The sequence below is a fragment of the Streptomyces sp. NPDC001410 genome (assembly GCF_042895235.1).
In the GTDB taxonomy this organism is placed as follows: Bacteria; Actinomycetota; Actinomycetes; order Streptomycetales; family Streptomycetaceae; genus Streptomyces.
On the sequence record NZ_JBIAWE010000009.1, the window covers coordinates 157,502 to 181,254 of the forward strand.

The window sequence follows — 23,753 nt, forward strand, 5'->3', positions numbered from 1 at the left end:
TTGGTCGGGACAACGCGTCACAACGCGCAGCGCAGCGGTGCAAAGCATCGCAACGGGGAAGGACGGGGAGCGCCCGCCATGGAGACACTGCAGCCGGACGACCCACGGGAGTTGGGCAGCTACCGCATGCTGCGCCGGCTCGGAGCCGGCGGCATGGGCCGGGTCTACCTGGCCCGTTCGCCCGGTGGCCGCACCGTCGCCGTGAAGGTCGTACGCCCCGACCTCGCCGCCGACGCCGACTTCCGCCGGCGCTTCCGGCACGAGGTGGAGATCGCCCAGGCGGTCTCCGGCCACTACACCGCCTCGGTCGTGGACGCCGACCCGGAGGCACCGCTGCCGTGGCTGGCGACCTCGTACGTGCTCGGTCCGGACCTGACGGACGTCGTGGACGCGCACGGCGCGCTGCCCGAGCACACCGTGCGCGCGCTGGGCGCCGGTCTCGCGGCCGCCCTCCAGGAGATCCACGCGGCCGGTCTCATCCACCGCGACCTCAAGCCCTCGAACGTCCTCCTGGCCGCCGACGGCCCCCGCGTCATCGACTTCGGCATCGCGCGGGCGGTGGACGGCAACCGGATGACCCAGACCGGCGTCGTGGTCGGCTCGCCCGGCTACATGCCCCCGGAGCAGGCCCTGGGCCAGGACGTCGGCCCGGCCGGCGACGTCTTCTCGCTGGGCGCCGTCCTCGCCTTCGCCGCCACCGGCCGCAACGTCTTCGGCGACGGCGCCGCCTCGCACGCCGCGATGCTCTATCAGGTCGTCCACGGCGAACCGGATCTGACGGACGTACCGCAGTCCCTGCTCGGTCTGGTGCGGGCCTGTCTGCTGAAGGACCCGGCCGCCCGGCCCGGCCCCGCCGAGATCGTGGCGGCGCTGGCGCCGCAGGGCGTCGAGGTCGTACTGAGCGACTGGCTGCCCTCGGCGGTGGCGTCCACCATCGCCACCCACGCGGCGGGGATCCTGGACCTCGACCTGGAGGTACCGGAGCAGCCGGCCGCGACACCCTCTTTCGGTCCGGCACCGACGATGCCGGCCGCCGCGGTGCCGTCGTCGGGTACCCCGGCGGCGGGATACGGCTACCCGCCGGCGGGTACGCCCGCGGCCGGGTACGGCTACCCGCCGGCCGGCGCGCCCGCGCCCGCCTACGGCACGCCCGCCCCGGGCCACGACACCCCGCAGCCCGGCACCGTCCGGCTCGGCGCCACGGACGCCTCCGCCCCGGCCCCCACCCGCCGCCGCGCCCTCTCCTACGCCCTCGGCGGGGCCGGCGTCGCCGTCGTCGGCGGGGGTGCGGCCTGGTGGCTGTCCCGCAAGGACGGCGACACCGGCACGTCCGACGGCCCGCGCAGCCACGGCAGTTCCGGCGAGCCGGCCGCCGAGACCTTCACCACCCCGCCTCCCGGGGTGGCCCCGCAGCCGCTGTGGCACAAGAGCGCCGCCGAGGACAGCACCGCGACCTCCGTACCGCTCGTCACCTACGACGGACTGCTCCTGGTCAGCGGCGACCCGCTGGTGGCGTACGACGTGAAGACCGGCAAGCCGCGCTGGTCCAGGAAGGACATCTGCCGCTCGGGAGCCCCGCTGCTCTTCCACGGCGGCAAGGTGTTCCTGGCCGACGGCGACTTCGACGGCGTCCTGGTCGCCTACGACGTACGGACCGGCGACGAGGCCTGGCGCAGCCGCCTCGGCAAGAAGCTGCAGATCGAGCGGACGATCGCCATCGACGACAAGAACGTCTACGTCACGCTGACCGACTACGGCCAGGCGAAGAGCGCCACCAAGTACCGCACGGCCGTCGCCGCGGTCAGCCACAGCACCGGCCGGACCACATGGCTGCAGCGACGCGACTGGGGCACCAAGGACTACGACGTCGAGGGCACCGTCTCCGGCAAGTACCTCGTCTACGCCGACTCCAACTACAACCTCACCGTGCGCGACACCGCCACGGGCGGGCAACTGTGGACCAAGAAGATCGGCGACGACTGGAGCTGGCAGCCCACGGCCGCCGACGGGCTGGTGTTCCTGCCGGGCGAGGAGCTGACCGCCGTGGACATCGAGACCGGCAGGACACGCTGGACGCTCTCGTCGAACGGCCGTCGCGGCTTCAACAACCCCACCGTCATCGACGGCGTCCTCTACGCCACCGACTACGACCGCGGCATCTGGGCCGTCGACGTCAAGGACGCCAAGCGGATCTGGCTCTGCGAAGAGGGCAACCGCGTGCCCAGGGAGACGTTCCTGAAGGCCGGGACGACGCTGTACGCGGCCGCCGGCGCGCTGGGCGGCGGCATCATCTCCCTGGATGCCAGGACCGGCAAGGTCCGCTGGACCTGGGTCGACAACACCGACGCCACCGACTACTGGCAGATCGCCCGGTCGGGCAGCCGGCTGCTGGTGACCGGCGGCCAGGAGGTCTACGCGATGCCGGCTGTCTGAGACCGGCCACCCCGACCGGCCGCACTCCCTAGGATCTCCCCGTGAGCACGGACGCGTTGGCCCTCGTCGGGGCGCTGTGGGGAGCGGTCGCGGGCGCGCTGCTGCCGCGGGCCGCCTACCGGTTCGCCGCCCCGGACGAGGAGCCGTGGCGCAAGCTGTGCCCGGACGGCCACCCGATCCGCGGGTGGCTCGGCTGGGCACGGTGCGGCGAGTGCGCGCGGACGCCGGACGACGCGTCCGCCGCCCTGGCCACCCTCACCGCCCTCATCTGCGCCGCCCTCGCCGCCGCGACCGGCACCCGGCCCGAGTTGGGGGTCTGGCTGCTGCTCGCGCCGGTGTGGGTGCTGCTGGCAGAGGTCGACCTGCGAGTGCGGCGGCTGCCCGACCCGCTGACCCTGCCGCTCGCGGCCGCCGGGCTCGCCCTGCTCGGCCTCGTCGCGCTGCTGCCCGAGCACGCCGGTCACTGGCTCACCGCGCTGTACGGCGCCCTCGCGCTCGGCGGCGGCTACTACGTGCTGTACCTGATCAACCCGGCCGGCATGGGCTTCGGCGACGTGAAACTCGCCCTCGGCATGGGCGCCGTCCTCGGCTGGTACGGCTGGCCGGCCGTCCTGCTCGGCACCTTCGCCGGCTTCCTGTTCGGGGCGTTGTACGGCGGTGGCCTGGTCGTCGCGCGACGAGCGGGCCGCAAGACGGCGATCCCGTTCGGGCCCTTCCTCATCATCGGAGCCCTCGCCGGGCTGCTGATCGGCGCGTACGCGGCCTGAGCGCGGACGGCCGAAACCCCTGGCGTAGGCTGGATCAGTCCGTCCACAACCCTTGACGAAAGGGACCTCAGGTGACCGAGAAGGCCGACCTCCAGTCTGTCCTCGACCGTGCCGCCGCCGGTGGGCGGATCACCCCGGAAGAGGCGCTCGTCCTCTACCGCGACGCCCCGCTGCACGCGCTGGGCGCCGCCGCCGACGCCGTACGCCGCCGCAAGTACGCGGGCGTCGAGCACATCGCGACGTACATCATCGAGCGCAACATCAACTACACGAACGTGTGCGTCACGGCGTGCAAGTTCTGTGCCTTCTACGCGGCCCCCAAGGACACCGCCAAGGGCTGGACCCGCGACCTCGACGACATCCTGCGCCGCTGCGCGGAGACCGTGGAGCTGGGCGGCACCCAGATCATGTTCCAGGGCGGCCACCACCCGGACTACGGCGTCGAGTACTACGAGAAGCACTTCAAGGCCATCAAGGACGCCTTCCCGCAGCTGGTGATCCACTCGCTGGGCGCCTCCGAGGTCGAGCACATGGCCCGGATCTCCGGGGTGTCGGTCGAGGAGGCCATCACCCGGATCCACGAGGCGGGCCTCGACTCCTTCGCGGGCGCCGGCGCCGAACTGCTGCCCGCCCGCCCCCGCAAGGCCATCGCGCCCCTCAAGGAGAGCGGCGAGCGCTGGCTGGAGATCATGGAGGCCGCGCACCGGCTGGGCGTGGAGTCCACGTCCACCATGCTCATGGGCACGGGCGAGACGAACGCCGAGCGCATCGAGCACCTGCGCATGATCCGGGACGTACAGGACCGCACGGGCGGCTTCCGCGCCTTCATCCCGTACACCTACCAGCCCGAGAACAACCACCTGAAGGGCCGCACCCAGGCGACCCTGTTCGAGTACCTGCGGATGATCGCGATCGCCCGCCTCTTCCTGGACAACGTCCAGCACATCCAGGGCTCGTGGCTGACCACCGGCAAGGAGGTCGGCCAGCTGTCCCTGCACTACGGCGCGGACGACCTCGGCTCGATCATGCTGGAGGAGAACGTGGTCTCCTCGGCCGGCGCCAAGCACCGCTCCAACCGGCTGGAGATCATCGACCTCATCCGCAAGGCGGGCCGCGTCCCGGCGCAGCGCGCCACGACCTACGAGCACCTCGTCGTGCACGACGACCCGGCGAACGACCCCGTCGACGAGCGGGTGATGTCGCACATCTCGTCCACGGCGATCGAGGGCGGCACGGCTCACCCCGAGCTGAAGCTGCTGGCGTCCAACTAGAGCCGACCAGAGCCGACCAGAGCTTCCGTGCTGACACTTCACGTCGCCGAACAGTCGCCCGAGACGGCGGTCGTGGTCGACGGGGCGTCCGTCGCCGCCGTCGGCCCGTACCAGCAACTGGCCGCCGCCCACCCGCGGGCGAGGGTGCGGCGCTGGCCCGGCATCCTGACGCCGGGGCTGCTGAACCCGTACGGCCCGGAGCTGCTGGAGGCCACGTACCATCCCGACCCGCGCGAGGCCGATGCCCTCGGTACCGAGCCCATCGGCGGGGAACGGGCGCGGGAGATCCTCCGCAGCGACCCCGCGCGCCTCGGCGCGAGCGCGCGGCGCGGGGTGCAGCGGATGCTGGCGCACGGCACGGTGGCGGTGGCCGGGGAGCTGCGGACGCGGGCCGCGGTCGACGCGGTGCGCAGAGCCGGGCTCGCGGTGGGACAGCGGCCGGACCGTCTCCCGGGGCCGGTGGCGCTGTCCCCGACCCCGCTGATCCTGCTGCCGCGGCTGGTGCCGGGCGGTCCCGCCCGGTTCGCCGTGTTCGATGTCGCGGACCGCGCCGAACTGGTCCGGCGCGGCGCCGGGACCTGCGTGGCGACCGTGATCGGCGGGCGGCTGGTGTACCGCGGCCGCTGATCACGGCTCGTATCCCCGCAACTGACCCGGGAGGCCGTGCTGCAAGAATGGGCGGGTGACCCGCGCTTCCCTGAACAAGCAGCCGCACGAAGTCGCCTCGATGTTCGACGACGTGGCGGAACGGTACGACCTGACGAACGACGTGCTGTCGCTCGGCCAGGACCGGCGCTGGCGCAAGGAGGTGGCGACGGCGGTCGACGCGCGCCCCGCGCAGAAGATCCTCGACCTGGCGGCCGGTACGGCGACCTCCTCGCTGCCCTTCGCGCAGACGGGCGCGTACGTGGTTCCCTGCGACTTCTCGCTGGGGATGCTCCAGGTGGGCAAGAAGAAGCACACCTGGCTGCCGTTCACGGCGGGCGACGCGACGAGGCTGCCGTTCAAGGACGACACCTTCGACGCCGTCACGATCTCCTTCGGGCTGCGCAACGTGCAGGATACGGACGCGGCGCTGCGTGAGATGTACCGGGTGACCCGGCCCGGCGGGCGGGTGGTGATCTGCGAGTTCTCGCACCCGACGTGGGCGCCGTTCCGGACCGTCTACACCGAGTACCTGATGCGGGCCCTGCCGCCGGTCGCGCGCGCGGTGTCCTCGAACCCGGACGCGTACGTCTACCTCGCCGAGTCCATCCGCGCCTGGCCCGACCAGCCCGCGCTCGCCGAGAGGCTGCGCAAGGCGGGCTGGTCGAAGGTGGCCTGGCGCAACCTGACCGGCGGTGTGGTCGCGCTGCACCGGGGCTTCAAGGAGAGCTGAGCCCCGGCGGCGGGTGCCGGCGTCTCACCGGTCGATCATTTCGAAGGCGTCGCCGGGCTCGCCCAGTTCGCGTTGCATTCCGCCTCTGGGCGGCCGGGGGATGCGTGGCTCGCGCACGCCTCCGCCGCCCTCACCCTCACCGAAGTCGAACCACACGTACACCATGGAGTCCCGCGGCACCTCGGCGCCGGGCTGCGGGTACTGCCGTACGACGTAGTCGACGACCGTCAGGTGGAAGTCCGGGCGGTCCGGCGCGTTCAGGAACAGACCCCGCGCCTGGGCCGTCTCGCGCGCGTCCACGGCCATGAGGCCGACCAGACGAGGAACGCGCACTTCGGGTGTTTTGGGTGTTATGCGCACAGATGTCACCCCCAGCGGTACTGGCAGGGTAACCCGGGCGCGTGCCGCCCGGAAGCATCATGTGGCTTTCTGTAACAGTTAGTTACTCTGAGTCACAGGTCAAGTCGGTAGCAGCGCCCCTCGCGTTCCGAGGACGGGGTCACGAACGTCTCCGCGAGCCGCATGCCGAGGCGCCGGGTGACCGCGATGGAGCGCTCGTTGCGCACGTCGACCATCGCCACCACGTGCGGCACCCCCAGCGCCCGCAGCCGCTCCAGGGTCGCCCCGGCGGCCGCCGAGGCGTATCCCCGGCCCCAGTGCGCCCGGCCGAGCCGCCAGCCGATCTCGATCTCGCCCGACGGCCCCCACTTGTGCGGCCACGGCTGGGCCCCGGTGAAACCGACGACGTCACCGGAGTCGTCCAGCACCGACCACAGACAGAACCCCCGCTCCGCGTCGTGCCGGCGCTGGCGCGCGGTCAGCTCCTCGTAGACCGAGAGTTCGGCGGACCTGCCGCCGTGGAACTCCATGACCTCGGGGTCGTCGAAGACCCGGTGCCAGGCGAACGCGTCCTCGTCGGTGGGCACTCGCAGCTGTACTGCGGGGAGAGCTCGGTTCACGGGGCAGCCCTTCAGCCGGGTGATCAATTCTGCTGAATAGACTGCCCATGTCCAGTGCCGGTCGGCACGCAGATTTCTAACCTTGGGGAGATCCCGCCGTGACCGAGCCCCTCTCCGACAACACCGCCGATGTGATCGTCGTGGGCGCGGGGCCAGCCGGCTCCACCACCGCGTACCACCTCGCCAAGGCCGGACTCGACGTTCTCCTGCTGGAGAAGACCGAGTTCCCCCGGGAGAAGGTCTGCGGCGACGGCCTCACCCCGCGCGCGGTCAAGCAACTCGTGGCCATGGGCATCGACATCTCCGAAGAGGCCGGCTGGCTGCGCAACAAGGGCCTGCGCATCATCGGCGGCGGCTCGCGACTCCAGCTGGACTGGCCGGATCTCGCCGCCTACCCGAACTACGGTCTCGTCCGCAAGCGCGACGACTTCGACGAGCAACTCGCCCGCCAGGCCCAGAAGGCGGGAGCGCGGCTCTTCGAGCTGTGCAACGTCAGCGGTCCGGTCATCGACGACCGCACGGGCCGCATCACCGGCGTCACCGCAAAGCTCGGCGAGGAGAAGCGCGAGGTCACCTTCCGCGCGCCGCTCGTCGTCGCCGCCGACGGCAACTCCACCCGCCTGTCCCTGGCGATGGGCCTGCACCGCCGCGAGGACCGCCCGATGGGCGTAGCGGTGCGCACGTACTTCACCTCGCCACGCCACGAGGACGACTACCTGGAGTCCTGGCTGGAACTGTGGGACCGCCGCGGCTCCCAGGACCGTCTGCTGCCCGGCTACGGCTGGATCTTCGGCATGGGCGACGGCACCTCCAACGTGGGCCTCGGCGTGCTCAACACCTCCGCCTCCTTCAAGGAACTGGACTGGCGCGAGGTCCTCAAGGCCTGGTGCGCGTCCATGCCCAAGGAGTGGGGCTACACCCCCGAGAACATGACCGGCCCCATCCGCGGCGCCGCCCTCCCCATGGCCTTCAACCGCCAGCCGCACTACACCAAGGGCCTGCTGCTCGTCGGCGACGCCGGCGGCCTGGTGAACCCCTTCAACGGCGAGGGCATCGCCTACGCCATGGAGTCCGGCCAGATCGCCGCCGACGTCATCGTCCAGGCCCACGCGCGGGCCACGCCCGCCCAGCGCGAGATCGCCCTGCAGCGCTACCCGCGCGTCCTCAAGGACACCTACGGCGGCTACTACACGCTCGGCCGCGCCTTCGTGAAGCTCATCGGCAACCCGAAGGTCATGCAGATCGCCGCCCAGCGCGGTCTCACCCACCCGCAGCTGATGAAGTTCACCCTGAAGCTCCTCGCGAACCTCACCGACCCGACGGGCGGCGACGCGATGGACCGCATCATCAACGGCCTGAGCAAGGTGGCCCCGAAGGCGTGATCAGGTGCTGAGAGCCGCCGCGTTGGCGGTCCGGCGGGCGTACACCTCGTCCCGCCGGTCCGCCATCTGCTGCAGCGCGTCCTTTTTCTCCCGCTTGGAGAGCCGGTCCAGGTAGATGTACCCGTTGGTGTGGTCGGTCTCGTGGGCGAGACAGCGCGCGAAGTACCCCGTGCCCTCGATGACCACGGGTTCGCCGTCCTTGTCCTGCCCGCGCACGACGGCCCGGTCCGGCCGCGGTACGGCCAGGACGGCGCCCGGCACCGACAGGCACCCCTCGCCCTCGTCCAGCAGCCGCCGGCCGTTCAGGTGCGTCTCCAGCACGGGATTGACGATGTGGCCGACATGCCGGACTCCGTCGTCATCGGGGCAGTCGTACACGAACAGGCGCAGATCGACCCCGACCTGATTCGCCGCCAGCCCCGCCCCCTCGGCGACATACATGGTGAGGAACATGTCGTCGATGAGCGCGGCGAGGTCGGGTCCGAACTCCGTGACATCCCGGCAGGGCTTGTGCAGCACCTCCTCGCCGACCTCGGTGATGCGGCGCACCGCACCGCGCCCGGCCTCGGGGGCGTGACGCGGGTAGTGGTCGGCCGGGTTGCCCTGGACGAAAACGCGTGGCATCGCTGTGTCTCCCTGTGTTTGTGAGGATGCTGTGGGTGACAGGGCAGCGGGCTTCCGGCCTCCGGCGCCCCTCCCTGCCCTCCGGGACTCATGACAACAGAACACGCGCAGCAGTCACAGGGGCTCGCCGGACACGTCGGCACCTTCCGGAGGAGCTTCCTGACGGCGGCCGGGGGAGCGGTTGCAGGGGGTGTGGTCGGTGCTCAGGGACGAGGACCGGCTCGGCTGGTTCATGGACCCCGCGGTGACCGGCCTGGGCGGCCCCGACCCGCAGAACCGGGAACTCCTCATCCACCCCACGGGGGCGCTCTACAGCCGTCCGTCGGCGCAGACGGCGGTGCCCGACTTCTTCCTCGCCGGCGACTACGTCCGCACGGATGTGGACCTGGCGACGACGGAGGGCGCCCACGAGGCCGCGCGCCGGGCCGTCAACGCCCTCCTGGGCGCGGACAATTCGGACACCGGGCGCTGTCGGATCCGGGAGCTGTTCCGCCCGCCCGAGACGGAGGTCCTCAAGCGCGTCGACGAGCTGCGGTACCGGATGGGTCTCCCCAACACCTTCGACCTGGGATGAGCCCAATAGGGCGAATTTGCCCGGATCGCCCTGGAGGTGAGGGGGCGGGATGAGCCCGAAGGGCCGCTGCCCCCGAGCGGCTGCGGCCCTGCGCGCGTAAGTGGTGTGCCGAGTGCTCAGAGCACCCGCACGGCGCCGGTCGGCGGGTCGTACGACAGCGGCTTCTCCACGATGCCCGTGGACGGGTTCTGCGCACCGACGAACATGCCGTCGCCGGCGTAGATCGCCACGTGGTACGCGCTGCCCGCGCTGCCCCAGTAGAGAATGTCGCCCGGCTGCAGGTTGCTCAGCGAGACCGGGGTGCCCTGGGTGGACTGGTCCTGGGAGACGCGCGGCAGGCTGATGCCGGCCTGCTTGAAGGCGGCCTGCACGAGGCTGGAGCAGTCCCACGCGTTGGGGCCGGAGGCGCCCAGAACGTAGCTCTTGCCGATCTGTGCCTTGGCGAAGGCGAGGACCGCCGCGGCCGAACCGGTGGCCGTGGACGAGCCGGTGGAGGTGCTCGTGCCGGTGTTCGCCGTGGTGGAGAGCGTCGTCCGCTCCGCGCTGCGCGAGGCACGCTCGGCGGCGGCCTTGCGGGCGGCCTCCTGAGCCTTCTTCTTGGCCTCCGCCGCCTTCTGCTTCGCGTCCGCGAGGTCCGACTTGGCCTGCTTCGCGGCGTTTGCGGCGGCCTGGTCGCGCTCGGCCTGCAGCTGGTAGTTCGCGGCGGCCTGCTGCGTGGCGTCCGCGGACTGGGCGACCTGAGCGGCCAGGTCGGCCGTCAGGGTGGGCAGTTCGAGGGTCTGCGTCACCGGCTCGGCCGCGTTCGCCGAACCGGACGCACCGGCGACTGCCAGGGTGCCGAGGACGCCACTGGCGACTCCGGCCCGCACGGCGATGGTCGAGGCGCTGCTGCGGCGGGGCTTCCGGTGGCTGCGTATGTGAGCGGTGTGGGACATGGGAATAACCGGTACCAGGGGCTCCTTCATATCTTCAAGAAACGTGTGCTGCGCCACAGTTGTTCAATCGAGACCTCGAAACCCGGGCGTGTCGCTCTTTATTGACGCCGTAACGGACATTGCGGACGACCGTGATCAAGCCTTTGATCACGGCCTTTGATCATTACGTCCGAATTGCCCCGCACCTACCACTGGTTCGGGTGGATGGCCAAGCCCGGTTCTCGGACCGCTCTCATGGATGTGGCGGAGGTCACGGAACGGTTACCGGAAGGGTGGCGTCACGCGCGGGCGGCAGCTCGTGAACGTGTGCACGCATTCGCCGCGCGTCCACATCCCGCCTCGGGGCTCCCCCTGATGTGTGAATGCGGTCCTCTATCAGGGCCCTGGGTTCAGCGCCAATTTGCATGCAGCGGAACTCTCTTGATATGGAGACGACCCCTCCGGCCTGCGGCGACGAGCGAAAATGTCACTTCTGGTGATCACCTGAACGCTTCGCGTACGAAGATCACCCATCATCCGACTTCATGATCCTTCGTCAGGTGGTGGAGATCACAAAGCTTGTGTAATACCCCGTGTCGCAGATCACAGAGTGGCGGGCATAAGATGCGAGGCAGTTGGGCTTGTGACCTGCTTCACATGTTCTCGATCTTCGCCCGGGACGACCGGGGCTCGTGGGACCGGTGAGGCGGGTGTGAGCCCAGTGCAACCGCCACCAGTCAGTGCCGACTGAGAGGAGCGAGGAGCGGTGAACGCGTATGCGCCCATCCTCGTACTGGGAGCCCTCGGGGCAGGCTTTGCGATCTTCTCCGTGGTCATGGCCACGCTGATCGGTCCGAAGCGGTACAACCGCGCCAAGCTCGAGGCCTACGAGTGCGGTATCGAGCCGACCCCCACGCCGGCCGGCGGCGGGCGCTTCCCCATCAAGTACTACCTGACGGCGATGCTCTTCATCGTCTTCGACATCGAGATCGTCTTCCTCTACCCCTGGGCCGTCACCTTCGACGCCCTGGGGATTTTCGGGCTCGTGGAGATGCTGCTCTTCGTGCTCACCGTCTTCGTCGCGTACGCGTACGTATGGCGGCGCGGCGGCCTGGAATGGGACTGAGGGGCCTTTAAAGACATGGGACTCGAAGAAAAGCTGCCGAGCGGCTTCCTGCTGACCACCGTCGAGCAGGCCGCGGGCTGGGTGCGCAAGGCGTCCGTCTTCCCCGCCACCTTCGGCCTGGCGTGCTGCGCCATCGAGATGATGACCACCGGCGCCGGCCGCTACGACCTCGCGCGCTTCGGCATGGAGGTCTTCCGCGGCTCGCCGCGCCAGGCGGACCTGATGATCGTCGCCGGCCGGGTCAGCCAGAAGATGGCGCCGGTGCTCAGGCAGGTCTACGACCAGATGCCCAACCCCAAGTGGGTGATCTCCATGGGCGTCTGCGCCTCCTCGGGCGGCATGTTCAACAACTACGCGATCGTCCAGGGCGTCGACCACATCGTCCCCGTCGACATCTACCTCCCCGGCTGTCCGCCGCGGCCCGAGATGCTGATGGACGCGATCCTCAAGCTCCACCACAAGATCCAGACCTCCAAGCTCGGCGTGAACGCCGAGGAGGCGGCCCGCGAGGCGGAGGAGGCGGCGCTCAAGGCCCTGCCCACGATCGAGATGAAGGGGCTGCTGCGGTGAGCGACGCGAACGGCACCAACGGCGCGAACGGGTCCGCGAACGGGGTGAACCCCGAGAAGGACCTCTCCGCCTCCAACCTCCCCGGCCAGCGCGGCCAGGGCGGCGAGGAGATCCGCGTCCAGCGCGGCATGTTCGGCGCCGCGGGCGGCGGCGACACCTCCGGCTACGGAGGCCTGGTCCGCTCGGTCCGGCTCCCGGGTCCGGCGAACCGGCCCTACGGCGGCTGGTTCGACGAGGTCGCCGACGAACTGGAGGGAGCCCTGGAGGAGCAGGGCCTCCTCCCGGAGAACGCCATCGAGAAGACGGTCGTCGACCGGGACGAGCTGACCTTCCACATCGAACGCGAGCACCTGGTCCGCGTCGCCCGCACCCTGCGCGACGACCCGGCCCTGCGCTTCGAGCTGTGCACGGGCGTCAGCGGCGTCCACTACCCGAGCGACAAGGGACGCGAGCTGCACGCCGTGTACCACCTGCGCTCGATCACCCACAACCGGCTCGTCCGTCTCGAGGTCAGCGCCCCCGACAGCGACCGGCACATCCCGTCCCTGGTCTCCGTCTATCCGACCAACGACTGGCACGAGCGCGAGACCTACGACTTCTTCGGGATCGTCTTCGACGGTCACCCGGCCCTGACACGGATCATGATGCCGGACGACTGGCAGGGCCATCCGCAGCGCAAGGACTACCCCCTCGGCGGCATTCCCGTCGAGTACAAGGGCGCCCAGATCCCGGCTCCGGACCAGCGGAGGTCGTACTCGTGAGCACGCAGTCAGCATCCGCGGCCTCCGCCGCTTCGGCGCGCGAGACCACCGAGGGCACCGTATATACGGTCACCGGTGGCGACTGGGACGAGGTCGTCCAGTCCGCGGCCCGCGCCGACGACGAGCGCATCGTCGTCAACATGGGTCCCCAGCACCCGTCCACCCATGGAGTGCTCCGCCTGATCCTGGAGATCGAGGGCGAGACGGTCACCGAGGCCCGCTGCGGCATCGGCTACCTCCACACGGGCATCGAGAAGAACCTCGAGTACCGCACGTGGACGCAGGGCACCACGTTCGTGACGCGCATGGACTACCTGACGTCCTTCTTCAACGAGACCGGCTACTGCCTCGCCGTCGAGAAGCTCCTCGGCATCGAGGACCAGATCACCGAGCGCGCCAAGATCATCCGGGTGCTCCTGATGGAGCTGAACCGGATGTCCTCCCACCTGGTGTGCATCGCCACCGGCGGCATGGAGCTGGGCGCCACCACGATCATGATCTACGGATTCCGTGATCGTGAAATGATTCTCGACATCTACGAGCTCATCACGGGCCTGCGCATGAACCACGCGTACATCAGGCCCGGCGGACTCGCCCAGGACCTGCCGCCCGGCGCGGTGGACCAGATCCGCGAGTTCGTGAAGAAGATGAAGAAGAACCTCCCGGAGTACGACAAGCTCGCCACCGGGAACCCCATCTTCAAGGCCCGTATGCAGGACATCGGCTACCTCGACCTGGCCGGCTGCATGGCCCTCGGCGCCACCGGCCCGATCCTGCGCTCCGCCGGCCTGCCGCACGACCTGCGCAAGGCCCAGCCGTACTGCGACTACGAGACGTACGACTTCGACGTCCCGACCGCCGACAGCTGTGATGCCTACGGCCGCTTCCTGGTCCGCCTGGAGGAGATGCGCCAGTCGCTCAGGATCGTCGAGCAGTGCCTGGACCGGCTCCAGCCCGGCCCGGTCATGGTCGCCGACAAGAAGATCGCCTGGCCCGCCCAGCTCGCCCTGGGACCGGACGGACTCGGCAACTCCCTCGACCACATCAAGAAGATCATGGGCACCTCCATGGAGGCCCTGATCCACCACTTCAAGCTGGTCACCGAGGGCTTCCGCGTCCCGCCCGGACAGGCGTACACGGCCGTCGAGTCACCCAAGGGCGAACTCGGGGTGCACGCCGTCTCCGACGGCGGCACCCGCCCCTACCGGGTCCACTTCCGCGACCCGTCCTTCACCAACCTGCAGGCCATGGCGGCGATGTGCGAGGGCGGCCAGGTCGCCGACGTCATCGTCGCCGTGGCGTCCATCGACCCCGTGATGGGAGGCGTCGACCGGTGACCACCTCTTCTTCGGAGCGGGGCGTCAGCCTGGGCATGCCCGAACTGCCCGCACCCGCGTACCCGGACGACGTCCGGGCCCGGCTGGAGACGGACGCGCGTGAGGTGATCGCGCGCTACCCGGACTCCCGGTCCGCCCTGCTGCCGCTGCTCCACCTCGTGCAGTCGGAGGAAGGGCATGTCACACGCACCGGAATGCAGTTCTGCGCGGACATGCTCGACCTGACCACGGCCGAGGTCACCGCCGTCGCCACCTTCTACACCATGTACCGGCGCAGGCCGTCCGGTGACTACCAGGTGGGCGTGTGCACCAACACGCTGTGCGCGGTGATGGGCGGCGACGCGATCTTCGAAACCCTCCAGGAGCACCTGGGCGTCGGCAACGGCGAGACCACCGACGACGGCAAGGTCACCCTGGAGCACATCGAGTGCAACGCTGCCTGCGACTTCGCGCCGGTCGTGATGGTCAACTGGGAGTTCTTCGACAACCAGAACCCCGGCAGCGCCAAGCGTCTGGTGGACGACCTGCGCGCCGGACGGCCCGTGCAGCCCACGCGCGGGGCGCGGCTGTGCACCTTCAAGGAGACCGCGCGGATCCTGGCCGGTTTCCCCGACGAGCGGCCAGGGGCCGTCGAGGAGAGCGGCGGTGCGGGACCCGCTTCGCTGGTGGGCCTTCGCCTGGCAAGGGGAGAGGCCGCACCCGCGCGCGTGGTCCATCCGCGCGGCCAGGAACCAAAGGACGCTCCGTCCGCGGGCCGGGCCGAGGAGGAGGGGGAGTGATGACCGTGACCGAACTCAAGGACACCAGCCCCGAGAAGCTGCTCGCACCCGTGCTGTCGGCCTTCTGGGACGAGGACCGGTCCTGGACTCTGGACGTCTACCGGAGGCACGAGGGGTACGAGGGGCTCCGCAAGGCGCTCGCCATGTCGCCGGACGACCTGATCGCGTACGTCAAGGACTCAGGTCTGCGCGGGCGCGGCGGCGCGGGATTCCCGACCGGAATGAAGTGGCAGTTCATTCCCCAGGGTGATGGAAAACCGCACTATCTAGTCGTCAACGCCGACGAGTCGGAGCCCGGGACCTGCAAGGACATCCCGCTCCTCTTCGCGAACCCGCACAGCCTCATCGAGGGCATTGTGATCGCGTGCTATGCCATCAGGTCGTCGCATGCCTTCATCTATCTGCGTGGTGAAGTCGTCCCCGTTCTGCGGCGGTTGCACGAGGCCGTGCGCGAGGCCTACGCGGCGGGATACCTCGGCGAGAACATCCTGGGCAGCGGACTCGACCTCGAACTCACCGTGCACGCCGGCGCCGGCGCGTACATCTGCGGTGAGGAGACCGCACTGCTCGACTCGCTCGAAGGCCGCCGTGGTCAACCGCGGCTCCGTCCCCCTTTCCCTGCGGTCGAAGGGCTCTATGCCTGCCCGACTGTTGTGAACAACGTCGAGTCGATCGCGTCGGTTCCCGCCATCCTGAAAAACGGCAAGGACTGGTTCAGGTCGATGGGGAGCGAGAAGTCGCCCGGCTTCACGCTCTACTCGCTCAGCGGTCACGTCGCGAGCCCCGGCCAGTACGAGGCGCCGCTCGGCATCACGCTCCGCCAGCTCCTCGACATGAGCGGCGGCATGCGGCCCGGGCATCGCCTCAAGTTCTGGACGCCGGGCGGCTCCTCGACACCGATGTTCACCGACGAGCACCTCGACGTCCCGCTCGACTACGAGGGAGTGGGCGCAGCGGGTTCCATGCTCGGGACCAAGGCCCTGCAGTGCTTCGACGAGACGACCTGCGTGGTGCGGGCGGTGACCCGCTGGACCGAGTTCTACGCCCACGAGTCCTGCGGCAAGTGCACACCGTGCCGTGAAGGGACGTACTGGCTCGTGCAGTTGATGCGGGACATCGAGGCCGGCAAGGGCGTCATGTCCGACCTCGACAAGCTGAACGACATCGCCGACAACATCAACGGCAAGTCCTTCTGCGCCCTCGGCGACGGCGCCGCCTCGCCGATCTTCTCCTCGCTCAAGTACTTCCGCGAGGAGTACGAGCAGCACATCACGGGCCGGGGCTGCCCCTTCGACCCGGCAAAGTCGACGGCCTGGGCCGACCGCCCGGAGGTGAACGCATGACCGTGACCACCAGCGCTCCCTCCGGAGGGGGAGAGGCGGCGGTCCCGCCGGAGGACCTCGTCACGCTGACGATCGACGGCGTGGAGATCAGCGTGCCCAAGGGCACCCTGGTCATCCGCGCCGCCGAGCAGCTCGGCATCGAGATCCCCCGCTTCTGCGACCACCCCCTCCTCGACCCGGTCGGCGCCTGCCGCCAGTGCATCGTCGAGGTCGAGGGCCAACGCAAGCCCATGGCGTCCTGCACGATCACGTGTACGGACGGGATGGTGGTGAAGACTCAGCTCACCTCCCCGGTCGCCGAGAAGGCCCAGCACGGTGTGATGGAGCTGCTGCTCATCAACCACCCGCTGGACTGCCCGGTCTGCGACAAGGGCGGCGAGTGCCCGCTGCAGAACCAGGCCATGTCGCACGGCAACGCGGAGTCCCGCTTCGAGGGCCGCAAGCGGACGTACGAGAAGCCCGTCCCGATCTCCACACAGGTGCTGCTCGACCGTGAGCGGTGCGTGCTGTGCGCCCGCTGCACCCGTTTCTCCAACCAGGTCGCCGGCGACCCGATGATCGAGCTGCTCGAACGGGGCGCGCTCCAGCAGGTCGGCACCGGCGAGGGCGACCCCTTCGAGTCGTACTTCTCCGGGAACACCATCCAGATCTGCCCGGTCGGCGCGCTCACCTCCGCGGCCTATCGTTTCCGCTCCCGCCCCTTCGACCTGGTCTCCTCGCCGTCGGTGTGCGAGCACTGCTCCGGTGGCTGCGCGACCCGCACCGACCACCGGCGCGGCAAGGTCATGCGGCGGCTCGCCGCCAACGACCCCGAGGTCAACGAGGAGTGGATCTGCGACAAGGGACGCTTCGCGTTCCGGTACGCGCAGCTCAAGGACCGCCTCGACACCCCGCTCGTACGTAACGCCGAAGGTGTCCTGGAGCCCGCCTCCTGGCCGGAGGCGCTGGAAGCGGCCGCGCGCGGGCTGACCGCAGCCCGCTCCCGGGCCGGTGTCCTCGTCGGCGGCCGCCTGACCGTCGAGGACGCCTACGCGTACAGCAAGTTCGCGCGCGTGGCGCTCGGCACGAACGACATCGACTTCCGCGCGCGCGTGCACAGCGGCGAGGAGGCCGACTTCCTGGCGGCCCGGGTCGCCGGCCGCGGCCGTGACCTCGACGGTACGGGCGTCACGTACACCTCCCTGGAGAAGGCGCCCGCCGTCCTGCTCGTCGGGTTCGAGTCGGAGGAGGAGGCGCCCGGCGTCTTCCTGCGGCTGCGCAAGGCCTGGCGGGGGCACAAGCAGCGGGTGTTCTCGCTGGCCACACACGCCACCCGCGGCCTGGAGAAGGCGGGCGGCACGCTGCTGCCGGCCGCTCCCGGCACCGAGACCGAGTGGCTGGACGCCCTCGCGAGCGGTGTCGGCCTGGAGGAGCCCGGTACGAAGGCCGCCGAGGCCCTGCGTGCCGAGGGCGCGGTGATCGTCGTGGGAGAGCGGCTCGCCGCGGTGGCCGGCGCACTCACCGCCGCCGTACGCGCCGCCTCCGCGACCGGCGCACAGCTGGTGTGGATCCCGCGACGGGCGGGCGAGCGCGGCGCCGTCGAGGTGGGCGCGCTGCCGTCGCTGCTGCCGGGCGGCCGCCCCGCGACCGACCCGCGCGCGCGGGAGGAGGTCGCCGCCGTCTGGGGGCTCTCCGAACTGCCCCTGCGCTACGGCCGCGACACCCACCAGATCATCGAGGCCGCCGCCACCGGCGAACTGTCGGCCCTGGTGGTCGCCGGAGTCGAGGCCGCCGACCTGCCCGACCCGGCACGCGCGCGCGAGGCGTTCGACAGCGTCGGCTTCCTGGTGTCGCTGGAGCTGCGGCCCAGCGAGGTTACCGAGCGCGCCGACGTCGTCCTGCCGGTCGCCGCGGTCGCCGAGAAGGCCGGCACCTTCCTCAACTGGGAAGGCAGGGTCCGCTTCTTCGAGGCCGCGCTCAAGCCCGACCAGATGACCCGCCGCCTCGCCCCGACCGACGGGCGTGTGCTGCAGATGCTGGCCGACGCCATGGACGTCCACCTGGGCCTGCCGGACCTGCGCACCGCTCGCGCGGAGATCGACCGGCTCGGCGCCTGGGACGGCCCGCGCGCCTCCGAGCCCATGGAGACCGCGACCGCGCTGCCCCGCCCCGCCGCGGGTGAGGCCGTACTCGCCGGACACCGGCTGCTGCTCGACCACGGTGTCCTGCAGGAGGGCGACGAGGCGCTCGCCGGCACCCGGCACGCCGCACGCGCGCGGGTGTCGTCGGCGACCGCCGCCGAGGCCGGCGTCAGCGACGGCGATCTCCTCGCCGTCACCGGGTCGGCCGGCACGGTCGAACTCCCCCTCCAGATCACCGAGATGCCCGACCGGGTGGTCTGGCTCCCGCTGAACTCCGTCGGCTCGGGCGTCGCCTCCGACACCGGCGCGCAGCCCGGCTCCCTCGTCCGTATCGGCCCGGCGGCACGCGCCGACGCGGCCCCCAAGGAGGTGGAGGCATGAGCCCGTACCTCGCCGCTGAAGACCTCTCGATGTTCGGCAGCGACCCCTGGTGGCTGGTCGTCGTCAAGGCGGTGTTCTGCTTCGCCTTCCTGATGGTGACCGTGCTGTTCTCCATCGTCTGGGAGCGCAAGGTCGTCGCCTGGATGCAGCTGCGCATCGGTCCGAACCGGCACGGCCCCTGGGGCATGCTCCAGTCGCTCGCCGACGGCATCAAGCTGATGCTCAAGGAAGACATCATCGTCAAACGCGCGGACAAGGTGGTCTACGTCCTCGCGCCGATCGTCGCGGCCATCCCGGCCTTCATGGCGATCGCGGTGATCCCCTTCGGTCCGGCCGACGACGAGATCTCGATCTTCGGGCACCGCACCGCGATGCAGCTGACCGACCTGCCGATCGCGATGCTCTACATCCTCGCGGTCGCCTCCGTCGGCATCTACGGCATCGTCCTCGCGGGTTGGAGTTCCGGATCCACCTACCCGCTGCTCGGCGGCCTGCGCTCCTGCGCGCAGATGATCTCCTACGAGATCGCCATGGGCGCCGCGTTCGCCTCCGTGTTCCTCTACTCCGGGTCGATGTCGACGTCGACGATCGTCGAACAGCAGCAGGACCGCTGGTACATCCTGCTGCTGCCGGTCTCCTTCATCCTCTACATCGTCACGATGGTCGGCGAGACCAACCGCGCCCCCTTCGACATGCCGGAGTCCGAGGGCGACCTGGTCGGCGGCTTCAACACCGAGTACTCCTCGATCAAGTTCGCGATGTTCATGCTCGCCGAGTACGTGAACATGGTGACGGTCTCGGCCGTGGCGACCACCCTGTTCCTCGGCGGCTGGCGCGCCCCGTGGCCGATCAGCGGCTTCTGGGAGGGCGCGAACCACGGCTGGTGGCCGCTGCTCTGGTTCGTCATCAAGGTCCAGCTGCTGCTGTTCTTCTTCATCTGGCTGCGCGGCACGCTCCCGCGCGTGCGCTACGACCAGCTGATGAAGCTCGGCTGGAAGGTCCTCATCCCGGTCTCGGTGACCTGGCTGATGCTCGTCGCGACCGTGCGGGCGCTGCGCAACGAGAACTACGACTTCGCCGACATCGCCCTCTACGTCGGCGGCGGGGTCCTGGCCCTGCTGCTGATCTCCTTCATCGCCGACATGTTCCGCGAGAAGGCGAAGACGGCCGAGCAGCCCGCCGCCCAGCAGCCCGGGTTCGACCCGATGGCGGGCGGATTCCCCGTACCGCCGCTGCCCGGACAGGAGCTGCCGCCGGTGCCGAGGCGCCGCTCGCGCCGGGACCGGGAGCTGATTGTCAGTGGCGGATCGGACACTGTCAGTGACGGATCTTCGGATGGAAAGGAGGCGTCCGATGGCTGAGGAGCCCAAGGAGACCAAGCCCGGTTTCCAGAATCCCGTGGCCGGCTTCGGCGTGACCTTCAAGGCCATGTTCAAGAAGCGGCTGACGGAGCAGTACCCGGAGCAGCAGAAGACCACGGCTCCGCGGTTCCACGGACGGCACCAGCTCAACCGCCATCCGGACGGCCTGGAGAAGTGCATCGGCTGCGAGCTGTGCGCCTGGGCCTGCCCCGCCGACGCCATCTACGTGGAAGGCGCCGACAACACCGACGAGGAGCGCTACTCCCCGGGCGAGCGGTACGGCCGCGTCTACCAGATCAACTACGCCCGCTGCATCCTGTGCGGGCTGTGCATCGAGGCGTGCCCCACGCGCGCGCTGACGATGACCAACGAGTTCGAACTGGCCGACTCCAGTCGCGCCAACCTGATCTACACCAAGGAGCAGCTGCTCGCCGGCCTCGAAGAGGGCATGGTCGACACGCCCCACGCGATCTTCCCGGGCACCGACGAACAGGACTACTACCGGGGCCTGGTGACGGAGGCCGCGCCGGGGACCGTACGACAGGTGGCCGTCTCCAAGGGCGAACAGCCTCAATCCCCAGGCCCTTCGGGCGCGGCCGAGGACGAGGAGGTGGACGCATGAGCCTGCAGCTCGCGGCCTACACCACCTCCACCGGTGAGGCCTTCCAGTTCTGGGTCCTCGGCACGATCGCGGTGATCGGCGCCCTGTGCACCGTCTTCATGAAGAAGTCCGTGCACAGCGCGCTCTCCCTCGCCGGGACCATGATCATCCTGGCGATCTTCTACCTCGCCAACGGCGCCTACTTCCTCGGGATCGTGCAGATCGTCGTCTACACCGGCGCGATCATGATGCTGTTCCTCTTCGTGGTGATGCTCGTCGGCGTCACGGCCGCGGACTCGCTGAAGGAGACCATCAAGGGCCAGCGCTGGCTGGCCCTTCTGTGCGGGGTCGGCTTCGGCGTCCTGCTGTTCGCCGGCATCGGGAACGCCTCCCTGAAGGAGTTCAACGGCACCGGCCAGGCGAACGCGCACGGCAACGTGGAGGGCCTCGCCGCCCTCATCTTCACCAAGTACGTCTTCGCCTTCGAAATCACCGGCGCCCTGCTGATCACGGCCGCCGTCGGTGCCATGGTGCTCACCCACCGCGAGCGCACCGAGCGCGCCAGGACGCAGCGCGAGCTGGCCGAGCAGCGCGTCCGCGAGGGCAAGCACCTGCCGCCGCTGCCCGCCCCCGGTGTCTACGCCCGGCACAACGCCGTGGACATCGCGGGCCTGCTGCCCGACGGCACCCCGTCCGAGCTGACCGTCAACAAGACGCTGCGCGAGCGCGGCCAGATCCGTGACGTGTCGGCGGAGGCGCTGGGCGACCTGCGGGCCCTGGAACAGCGCGCCGAGGAGCGCCTGGAACGGACCGAGATCGAGCCGACGACGTTCAAGCGGTCCGAGGAGGCGTCGAAGTGAACCCCGTCAACTACCTCTACCTCGCCGCTCTCCTGTTCACCATCGGCGCGACCGGGGTGCTGATCCGGCGCAACGCGATCGTCGTGTTCATGTGCATCGAGCTGATGCTCAACGCCTGCAACCTCGCGTTCGTCGTCTTCTCCCGGATGCACGACAACCTCGACGGCCAGATCATCGCCTTCTTCACGATGGTCGTCGCCGCCGCGGAGGTCGTGGTGGGTCTCGCGATCATCGTGTCGCTGTTCCGTACCCGCCACTCGGCCTCGGTCGACGACGCCAGCCTGATGAAGCTGTAAGGGGTCGGAAGAATCGTGGAGAACCTGATCGCGCTGCTGATTGCGGCGCCCCTGCTCGGAGCGGCCGTCCTCCTGGTCGGCGGCCGGCGGCTGGACGCCGTCGGCCAGTGGGTCGGCACCCTGTTGTCGGCCGTCTCCTTCGTGTTCGGCCTGATCCTCTTCGCCGACCTGCTCGGCAAGGACGCCGAACACCGCACCCTGACCCAGCACCTGTGGACGTGGATCTCGGTCGGCAGTTTCCAGGCGGACGTCACCTTCCGCCTCGACCAGCTGTCGATGACGTTCGTCCTGCTGATCACCGGCGTCGGCTCGCTGATCCACCTCTACTCGGTCGGGTACATGGAGCACGACGAGCGGCGCCGCCGCTTCTTCGGCTACCTGAACCTGTTCCTCGCGGCGATGCTGCTGCTCGTCCTCGCCGACAACTACCTGCTGCTGTACGTCGGCTGGGAGGGCGTCGGTCTCGCGTCCTACCTGCTGATCGGCTTCTGGCAGCACAAGCCCAGCGCGGCCACGGCGGCGAAGAAGGCCTTCCTGGTCAACCGCGTCGGCGACATGGGCCTGTCGATCGCGATCATGCTGATGTTCACCACCTTCGGCAGCTTCGCCTTCGGCCCGGTCTTCAGCCACGCCGGTGACGCCTCCGAGGGCAAACTCACCGCGATCGGCCTGCTGCTGCTGCTCGGCGCATGCGGCAAGTCGGCCCAGGTGCCGCTGCAATCCTGGCTCGGGGACGCCATGGAGGGTCCGACCCCGGTGTCGGCCCTGATCCACGCCGCGACGATGGTGACCGCGGGTGTGTACCTGATCGTCCGCTCCGCGGCCATCTTCAACCTGGCCCCCGACGCCCAGCTCGCCGTCACCGTCGTCGGTGCGGTCACGCTCCTTTTCGGTGCGATCGTCGGTTGCGCGAAGGACGACATCAAGAAGGCGCTGGCCGGCTCGACCATGTCGCAGATCGGCTACATGATCCTCGCCGCCGGCCTCGGCCCCATCGGCTACGTCTTCGCGATCATGCACCTGGTGACGCACGGCTTCTTCAAGGCCGGTCTGTTCCTCGGCGCCGGTTCCGTCATGCACGGCATGAACGACGAGGTCGACATGCGCAGGTACGGCGGCCTCAGGAAGTACATGCCGGTCACCTTCGTCACCTTCGGTCTCGGCTACCTCGCCATCATCGGCTTCCCGCTCCTGTCGGGCTTCTTCTCCAAGGACGCGATCATCGAGGCGGCCTTCGCGAAGGGCGGCACCCAGGGCTGGATCCTCGGCGGCGCGGCCCTGCTGGGCGCGGCCATCACCGCGTTCTACATGACGCGCGTGATGCTGATGACGTTCTTCGGCGAGAAGCGCTGGCAGCCGGACGAGAACGGCAACGAGCCGCACCCGCACGAGTCGCCCAAGGTCATGACGATCCCGATGGTCCTGCTCGCGTTCGGGTCGGTCTTCGCCGGTGGGCTGTTCAGCATCGGCGACCGCTTCCTGCACTGGCTGGAGCCGGTCACCGGCCACAGCGAGGGCCACTCGCCGGTCAGTGCGGCCACGGTCACCGGCGCGACGATGGTGTGCCTGGTCATCGGCGTCGGCATCGCCTGGGCCCAGTACGGCCGCAAGCCCGTCCCGGTCGTCGCCCCGCGCGGATCGCTGCTCACCCGGGCCGCCCGGCGCGACCTGCTCCAGGACGACTTCAACCACGTCGTCCTGGTGCGCGGCGGCGAGCACCTCACGCGCTCCCTGGTGTACGTCGACCACACTCTGGTCGACGGCGTCGTCAACGGCACGGCGGCCGGCTTCGGCGGCCTGTCGGGCCGGCTCCGCCGGGTCCAGAACGGCTTCGTCCGTTCCTACGCGGTCTCGATGTTCGGCGGTGCGGCACTCCTGGTCGCCGCGACCCTGCTGATGAGGGCGGTCTGATACCG

The 23,753-nt window shown here is 69.9% G+C and carries 23 protein-coding genes; 19 read left to right on the top strand and 4 right to left on the bottom strand.

Annotation, left to right across the window (positions count from 1 at the left end; translation table 11 throughout):
• The first annotated feature begins 78 nt into the window (after positions 1-78).
• From ACFY3C_RS21200 to ACFY3C_RS21220, 5 genes are all read left to right on the top strand, one after another.
• Positions 79-2,433, top strand: a complete 2,355-nt coding sequence (locus tag ACFY3C_RS21200) for a PQQ-binding-like beta-propeller repeat protein (RefSeq protein ID WP_386577100.1) — start codon at positions 79-81, stop codon at positions 2,431-2,433.
• Between the two features lie 41 nt (positions 2,434-2,474).
• Entirely contained in the window at positions 2,475-3,200 is a 726-nt protein-coding gene (locus ACFY3C_RS21205; protein WP_386577101.1) for a prepilin peptidase, read from the top strand.
• Between the two features lie 71 nt (positions 3,201-3,271).
• On the top strand, positions 3,272-4,471 hold the full coding sequence (gene mqnC / locus ACFY3C_RS21210; RefSeq protein WP_386577102.1) for a cyclic dehypoxanthinyl futalosine synthase: 1,200 nt from the start codon (positions 3,272-3,274) through the stop codon (positions 4,469-4,471).
• A 27-nt stretch (positions 4,472-4,498) separates the two neighbouring features.
• Complete coding sequence (locus tag ACFY3C_RS21215) at positions 4,499-5,098, top strand: hypothetical protein (protein ID WP_389187375.1); 600 nt, start codon at positions 4,499-4,501, stop codon at positions 5,096-5,098.
• 55 nt (positions 5,099-5,153) lie between these two features.
• Positions 5,154-5,849, top strand: a complete 696-nt coding sequence (locus tag ACFY3C_RS21220) for a demethylmenaquinone methyltransferase (RefSeq protein WP_386577104.1) — start codon at positions 5,154-5,156, stop codon at positions 5,847-5,849.
• A gap of 24 nt (positions 5,850-5,873) precedes the next feature.
• On the opposite strand, the gene ACFY3C_RS21225 is transcribed toward ACFY3C_RS21220, so the two are convergent.
• Together ACFY3C_RS21225 and ACFY3C_RS21230 are read right to left on the bottom strand one after the other, a co-directional pair.
• Positions 5,874-6,182, bottom strand: coding sequence for a PASTA domain-containing protein (locus ACFY3C_RS21225; protein ID WP_386577105.1), 309 nt, complete (start codon positions 6,180-6,182; stop codon positions 5,874-5,876).
• A 119-nt stretch (positions 6,183-6,301) separates the two neighbouring features.
• Positions 6,302-6,808 carry a GNAT family N-acetyltransferase gene (locus ACFY3C_RS21230; RefSeq protein ID WP_390771855.1) on the bottom strand — a complete coding sequence of 169 codons (507 nt, stop codon included), beginning with the start codon at positions 6,806-6,808 and terminating at the stop codon, positions 6,302-6,304.
• A gap of 98 nt (positions 6,809-6,906) precedes the next feature.
• Here ACFY3C_RS21230 and ACFY3C_RS21235 point away from each other — a divergent pair, with 98 nt between their 5' ends.
• The gene (locus ACFY3C_RS21235; RefSeq protein WP_390771856.1) at positions 6,907-8,190 is read left to right on the top strand and encodes a geranylgeranyl reductase family protein; all 1,284 of its coding nucleotides are present in this window, start codon (positions 6,907-6,909) and stop codon (positions 8,188-8,190) included.
• Here ACFY3C_RS21235 and def read toward each other — a convergent pair whose 3' ends face one another.
• Positions 8,191-8,814, bottom strand: a complete 624-nt coding sequence (def, locus tag ACFY3C_RS21240; RefSeq protein WP_390771857.1) for a peptide deformylase — start codon at positions 8,812-8,814, stop codon at positions 8,191-8,193.
• Positions 8,815-9,013: 199 nt separating this feature from the next.
• Between def and ACFY3C_RS21245 the strand changes: the two genes are divergently transcribed.
• On the top strand, positions 9,014-9,388 hold the full coding sequence (locus tag ACFY3C_RS21245) for a hypothetical protein (RefSeq protein WP_390771858.1): 375 nt from the start codon (positions 9,014-9,016) through the stop codon (positions 9,386-9,388).
• A gap of 116 nt (positions 9,389-9,504) precedes the next feature.
• Here ACFY3C_RS21245 and ACFY3C_RS21250 read toward each other — a convergent pair whose 3' ends face one another.
• Positions 9,505-10,323 (bottom strand): C40 family peptidase, encoded by an 819-nt coding sequence (locus ACFY3C_RS21250; RefSeq protein WP_386577110.1) that lies wholly within the window; start codon positions 10,321-10,323, stop codon positions 9,505-9,507.
• A gap of 745 nt (positions 10,324-11,068) precedes the next feature.
• Here ACFY3C_RS21250 and ACFY3C_RS21255 point away from each other — a divergent pair.
• Genes ACFY3C_RS21255 through nuoL form a run of 12 tightly spaced genes read left to right on the top strand, consistent with a single transcriptional unit; the run spans position 11,069 to position 23,748 of the window.
• Positions 11,069-11,428 carry an NADH-quinone oxidoreductase subunit A gene (locus ACFY3C_RS21255; RefSeq protein WP_003992243.1) on the top strand — a complete coding sequence of 120 codons (360 nt, stop codon included), beginning with the start codon at positions 11,069-11,071 and terminating at the stop codon, positions 11,426-11,428.
• Positions 11,429-11,443: 15 nt separating this feature from the next.
• The gene (locus ACFY3C_RS21260; protein WP_023547484.1) at positions 11,444-11,998 is read left to right on the top strand and encodes an NADH-quinone oxidoreductase subunit B family protein; all 555 of its coding nucleotides are present in this window, start codon (positions 11,444-11,446) and stop codon (positions 11,996-11,998) included.
• Positions 11,995-12,759 (top strand): NADH-quinone oxidoreductase subunit C, encoded by a 765-nt coding sequence (locus ACFY3C_RS21265; RefSeq protein WP_386577111.1) that lies wholly within the window; start codon positions 11,995-11,997, stop codon positions 12,757-12,759. Before ACFY3C_RS21260 ends, ACFY3C_RS21265 begins: the two co-directional genes overlap by 4 nt.
• A complete protein-coding gene (locus tag ACFY3C_RS21270; protein WP_389187400.1) occupies positions 12,756-14,096 on the top strand; it encodes an NADH-quinone oxidoreductase subunit D in 1,341 nt (446 codons plus the stop codon). Before ACFY3C_RS21265 ends, ACFY3C_RS21270 begins: the two co-directional genes overlap by 4 nt.
• Positions 14,093-14,875: an NADH-quinone oxidoreductase subunit NuoE gene (gene nuoE, locus ACFY3C_RS21275; protein ID WP_386577113.1), complete on the top strand. Its 783-nt coding sequence runs from the start codon at positions 14,093-14,095 to the stop codon at positions 14,873-14,875. Before ACFY3C_RS21270 ends, nuoE begins: the two co-directional genes overlap by 4 nt.
• Positions 14,875-16,218, top strand: a complete 1,344-nt coding sequence (gene nuoF / locus ACFY3C_RS21280) for an NADH-quinone oxidoreductase subunit NuoF (RefSeq protein ID WP_386577114.1) — start codon at positions 14,875-14,877, stop codon at positions 16,216-16,218. The genes nuoE and nuoF overlap by 1 nt, the downstream gene beginning before the upstream one ends.
• Entirely contained in the window at positions 16,215-18,719 is a 2,505-nt protein-coding gene (locus tag ACFY3C_RS21285) for an NADH-quinone oxidoreductase subunit G (RefSeq protein ID WP_390771859.1), read from the top strand. Before nuoF ends, ACFY3C_RS21285 begins: the two co-directional genes overlap by 4 nt.
• Positions 18,716-20,080 (top strand): NADH-quinone oxidoreductase subunit NuoH, encoded by a 1,365-nt coding sequence (nuoH, locus tag ACFY3C_RS21290; RefSeq protein WP_390771860.1) that lies wholly within the window; start codon positions 18,716-18,718, stop codon positions 20,078-20,080. Before ACFY3C_RS21285 ends, nuoH begins: the two co-directional genes overlap by 4 nt.
• Positions 20,073-20,702 (top strand): NADH-quinone oxidoreductase subunit NuoI, encoded by a 630-nt coding sequence (nuoI, locus tag ACFY3C_RS21295; protein WP_390771861.1) that lies wholly within the window; start codon positions 20,073-20,075, stop codon positions 20,700-20,702. The genes nuoH and nuoI overlap by 8 nt, the downstream gene beginning before the upstream one ends.
• Positions 20,699-21,541 (top strand): NADH-quinone oxidoreductase subunit J, encoded by an 843-nt coding sequence (locus ACFY3C_RS21300; protein WP_390771862.1) that lies wholly within the window; start codon positions 20,699-20,701, stop codon positions 21,539-21,541. Before nuoI ends, ACFY3C_RS21300 begins: the two co-directional genes overlap by 4 nt.
• Positions 21,538-21,837, top strand: a complete 300-nt coding sequence (nuoK, locus tag ACFY3C_RS21305; RefSeq protein WP_386577119.1) for an NADH-quinone oxidoreductase subunit NuoK — start codon at positions 21,538-21,540, stop codon at positions 21,835-21,837. The genes ACFY3C_RS21300 and nuoK overlap by 4 nt, the downstream gene beginning before the upstream one ends.
• A gap of 15 nt (positions 21,838-21,852) precedes the next feature.
• Positions 21,853-23,748: an NADH-quinone oxidoreductase subunit L gene (nuoL, locus tag ACFY3C_RS21310; RefSeq protein WP_386577120.1), complete on the top strand. Its 1,896-nt coding sequence runs from the start codon at positions 21,853-21,855 to the stop codon at positions 23,746-23,748.
• Positions 23,749-23,753 lie beyond the last annotated feature (5 nt).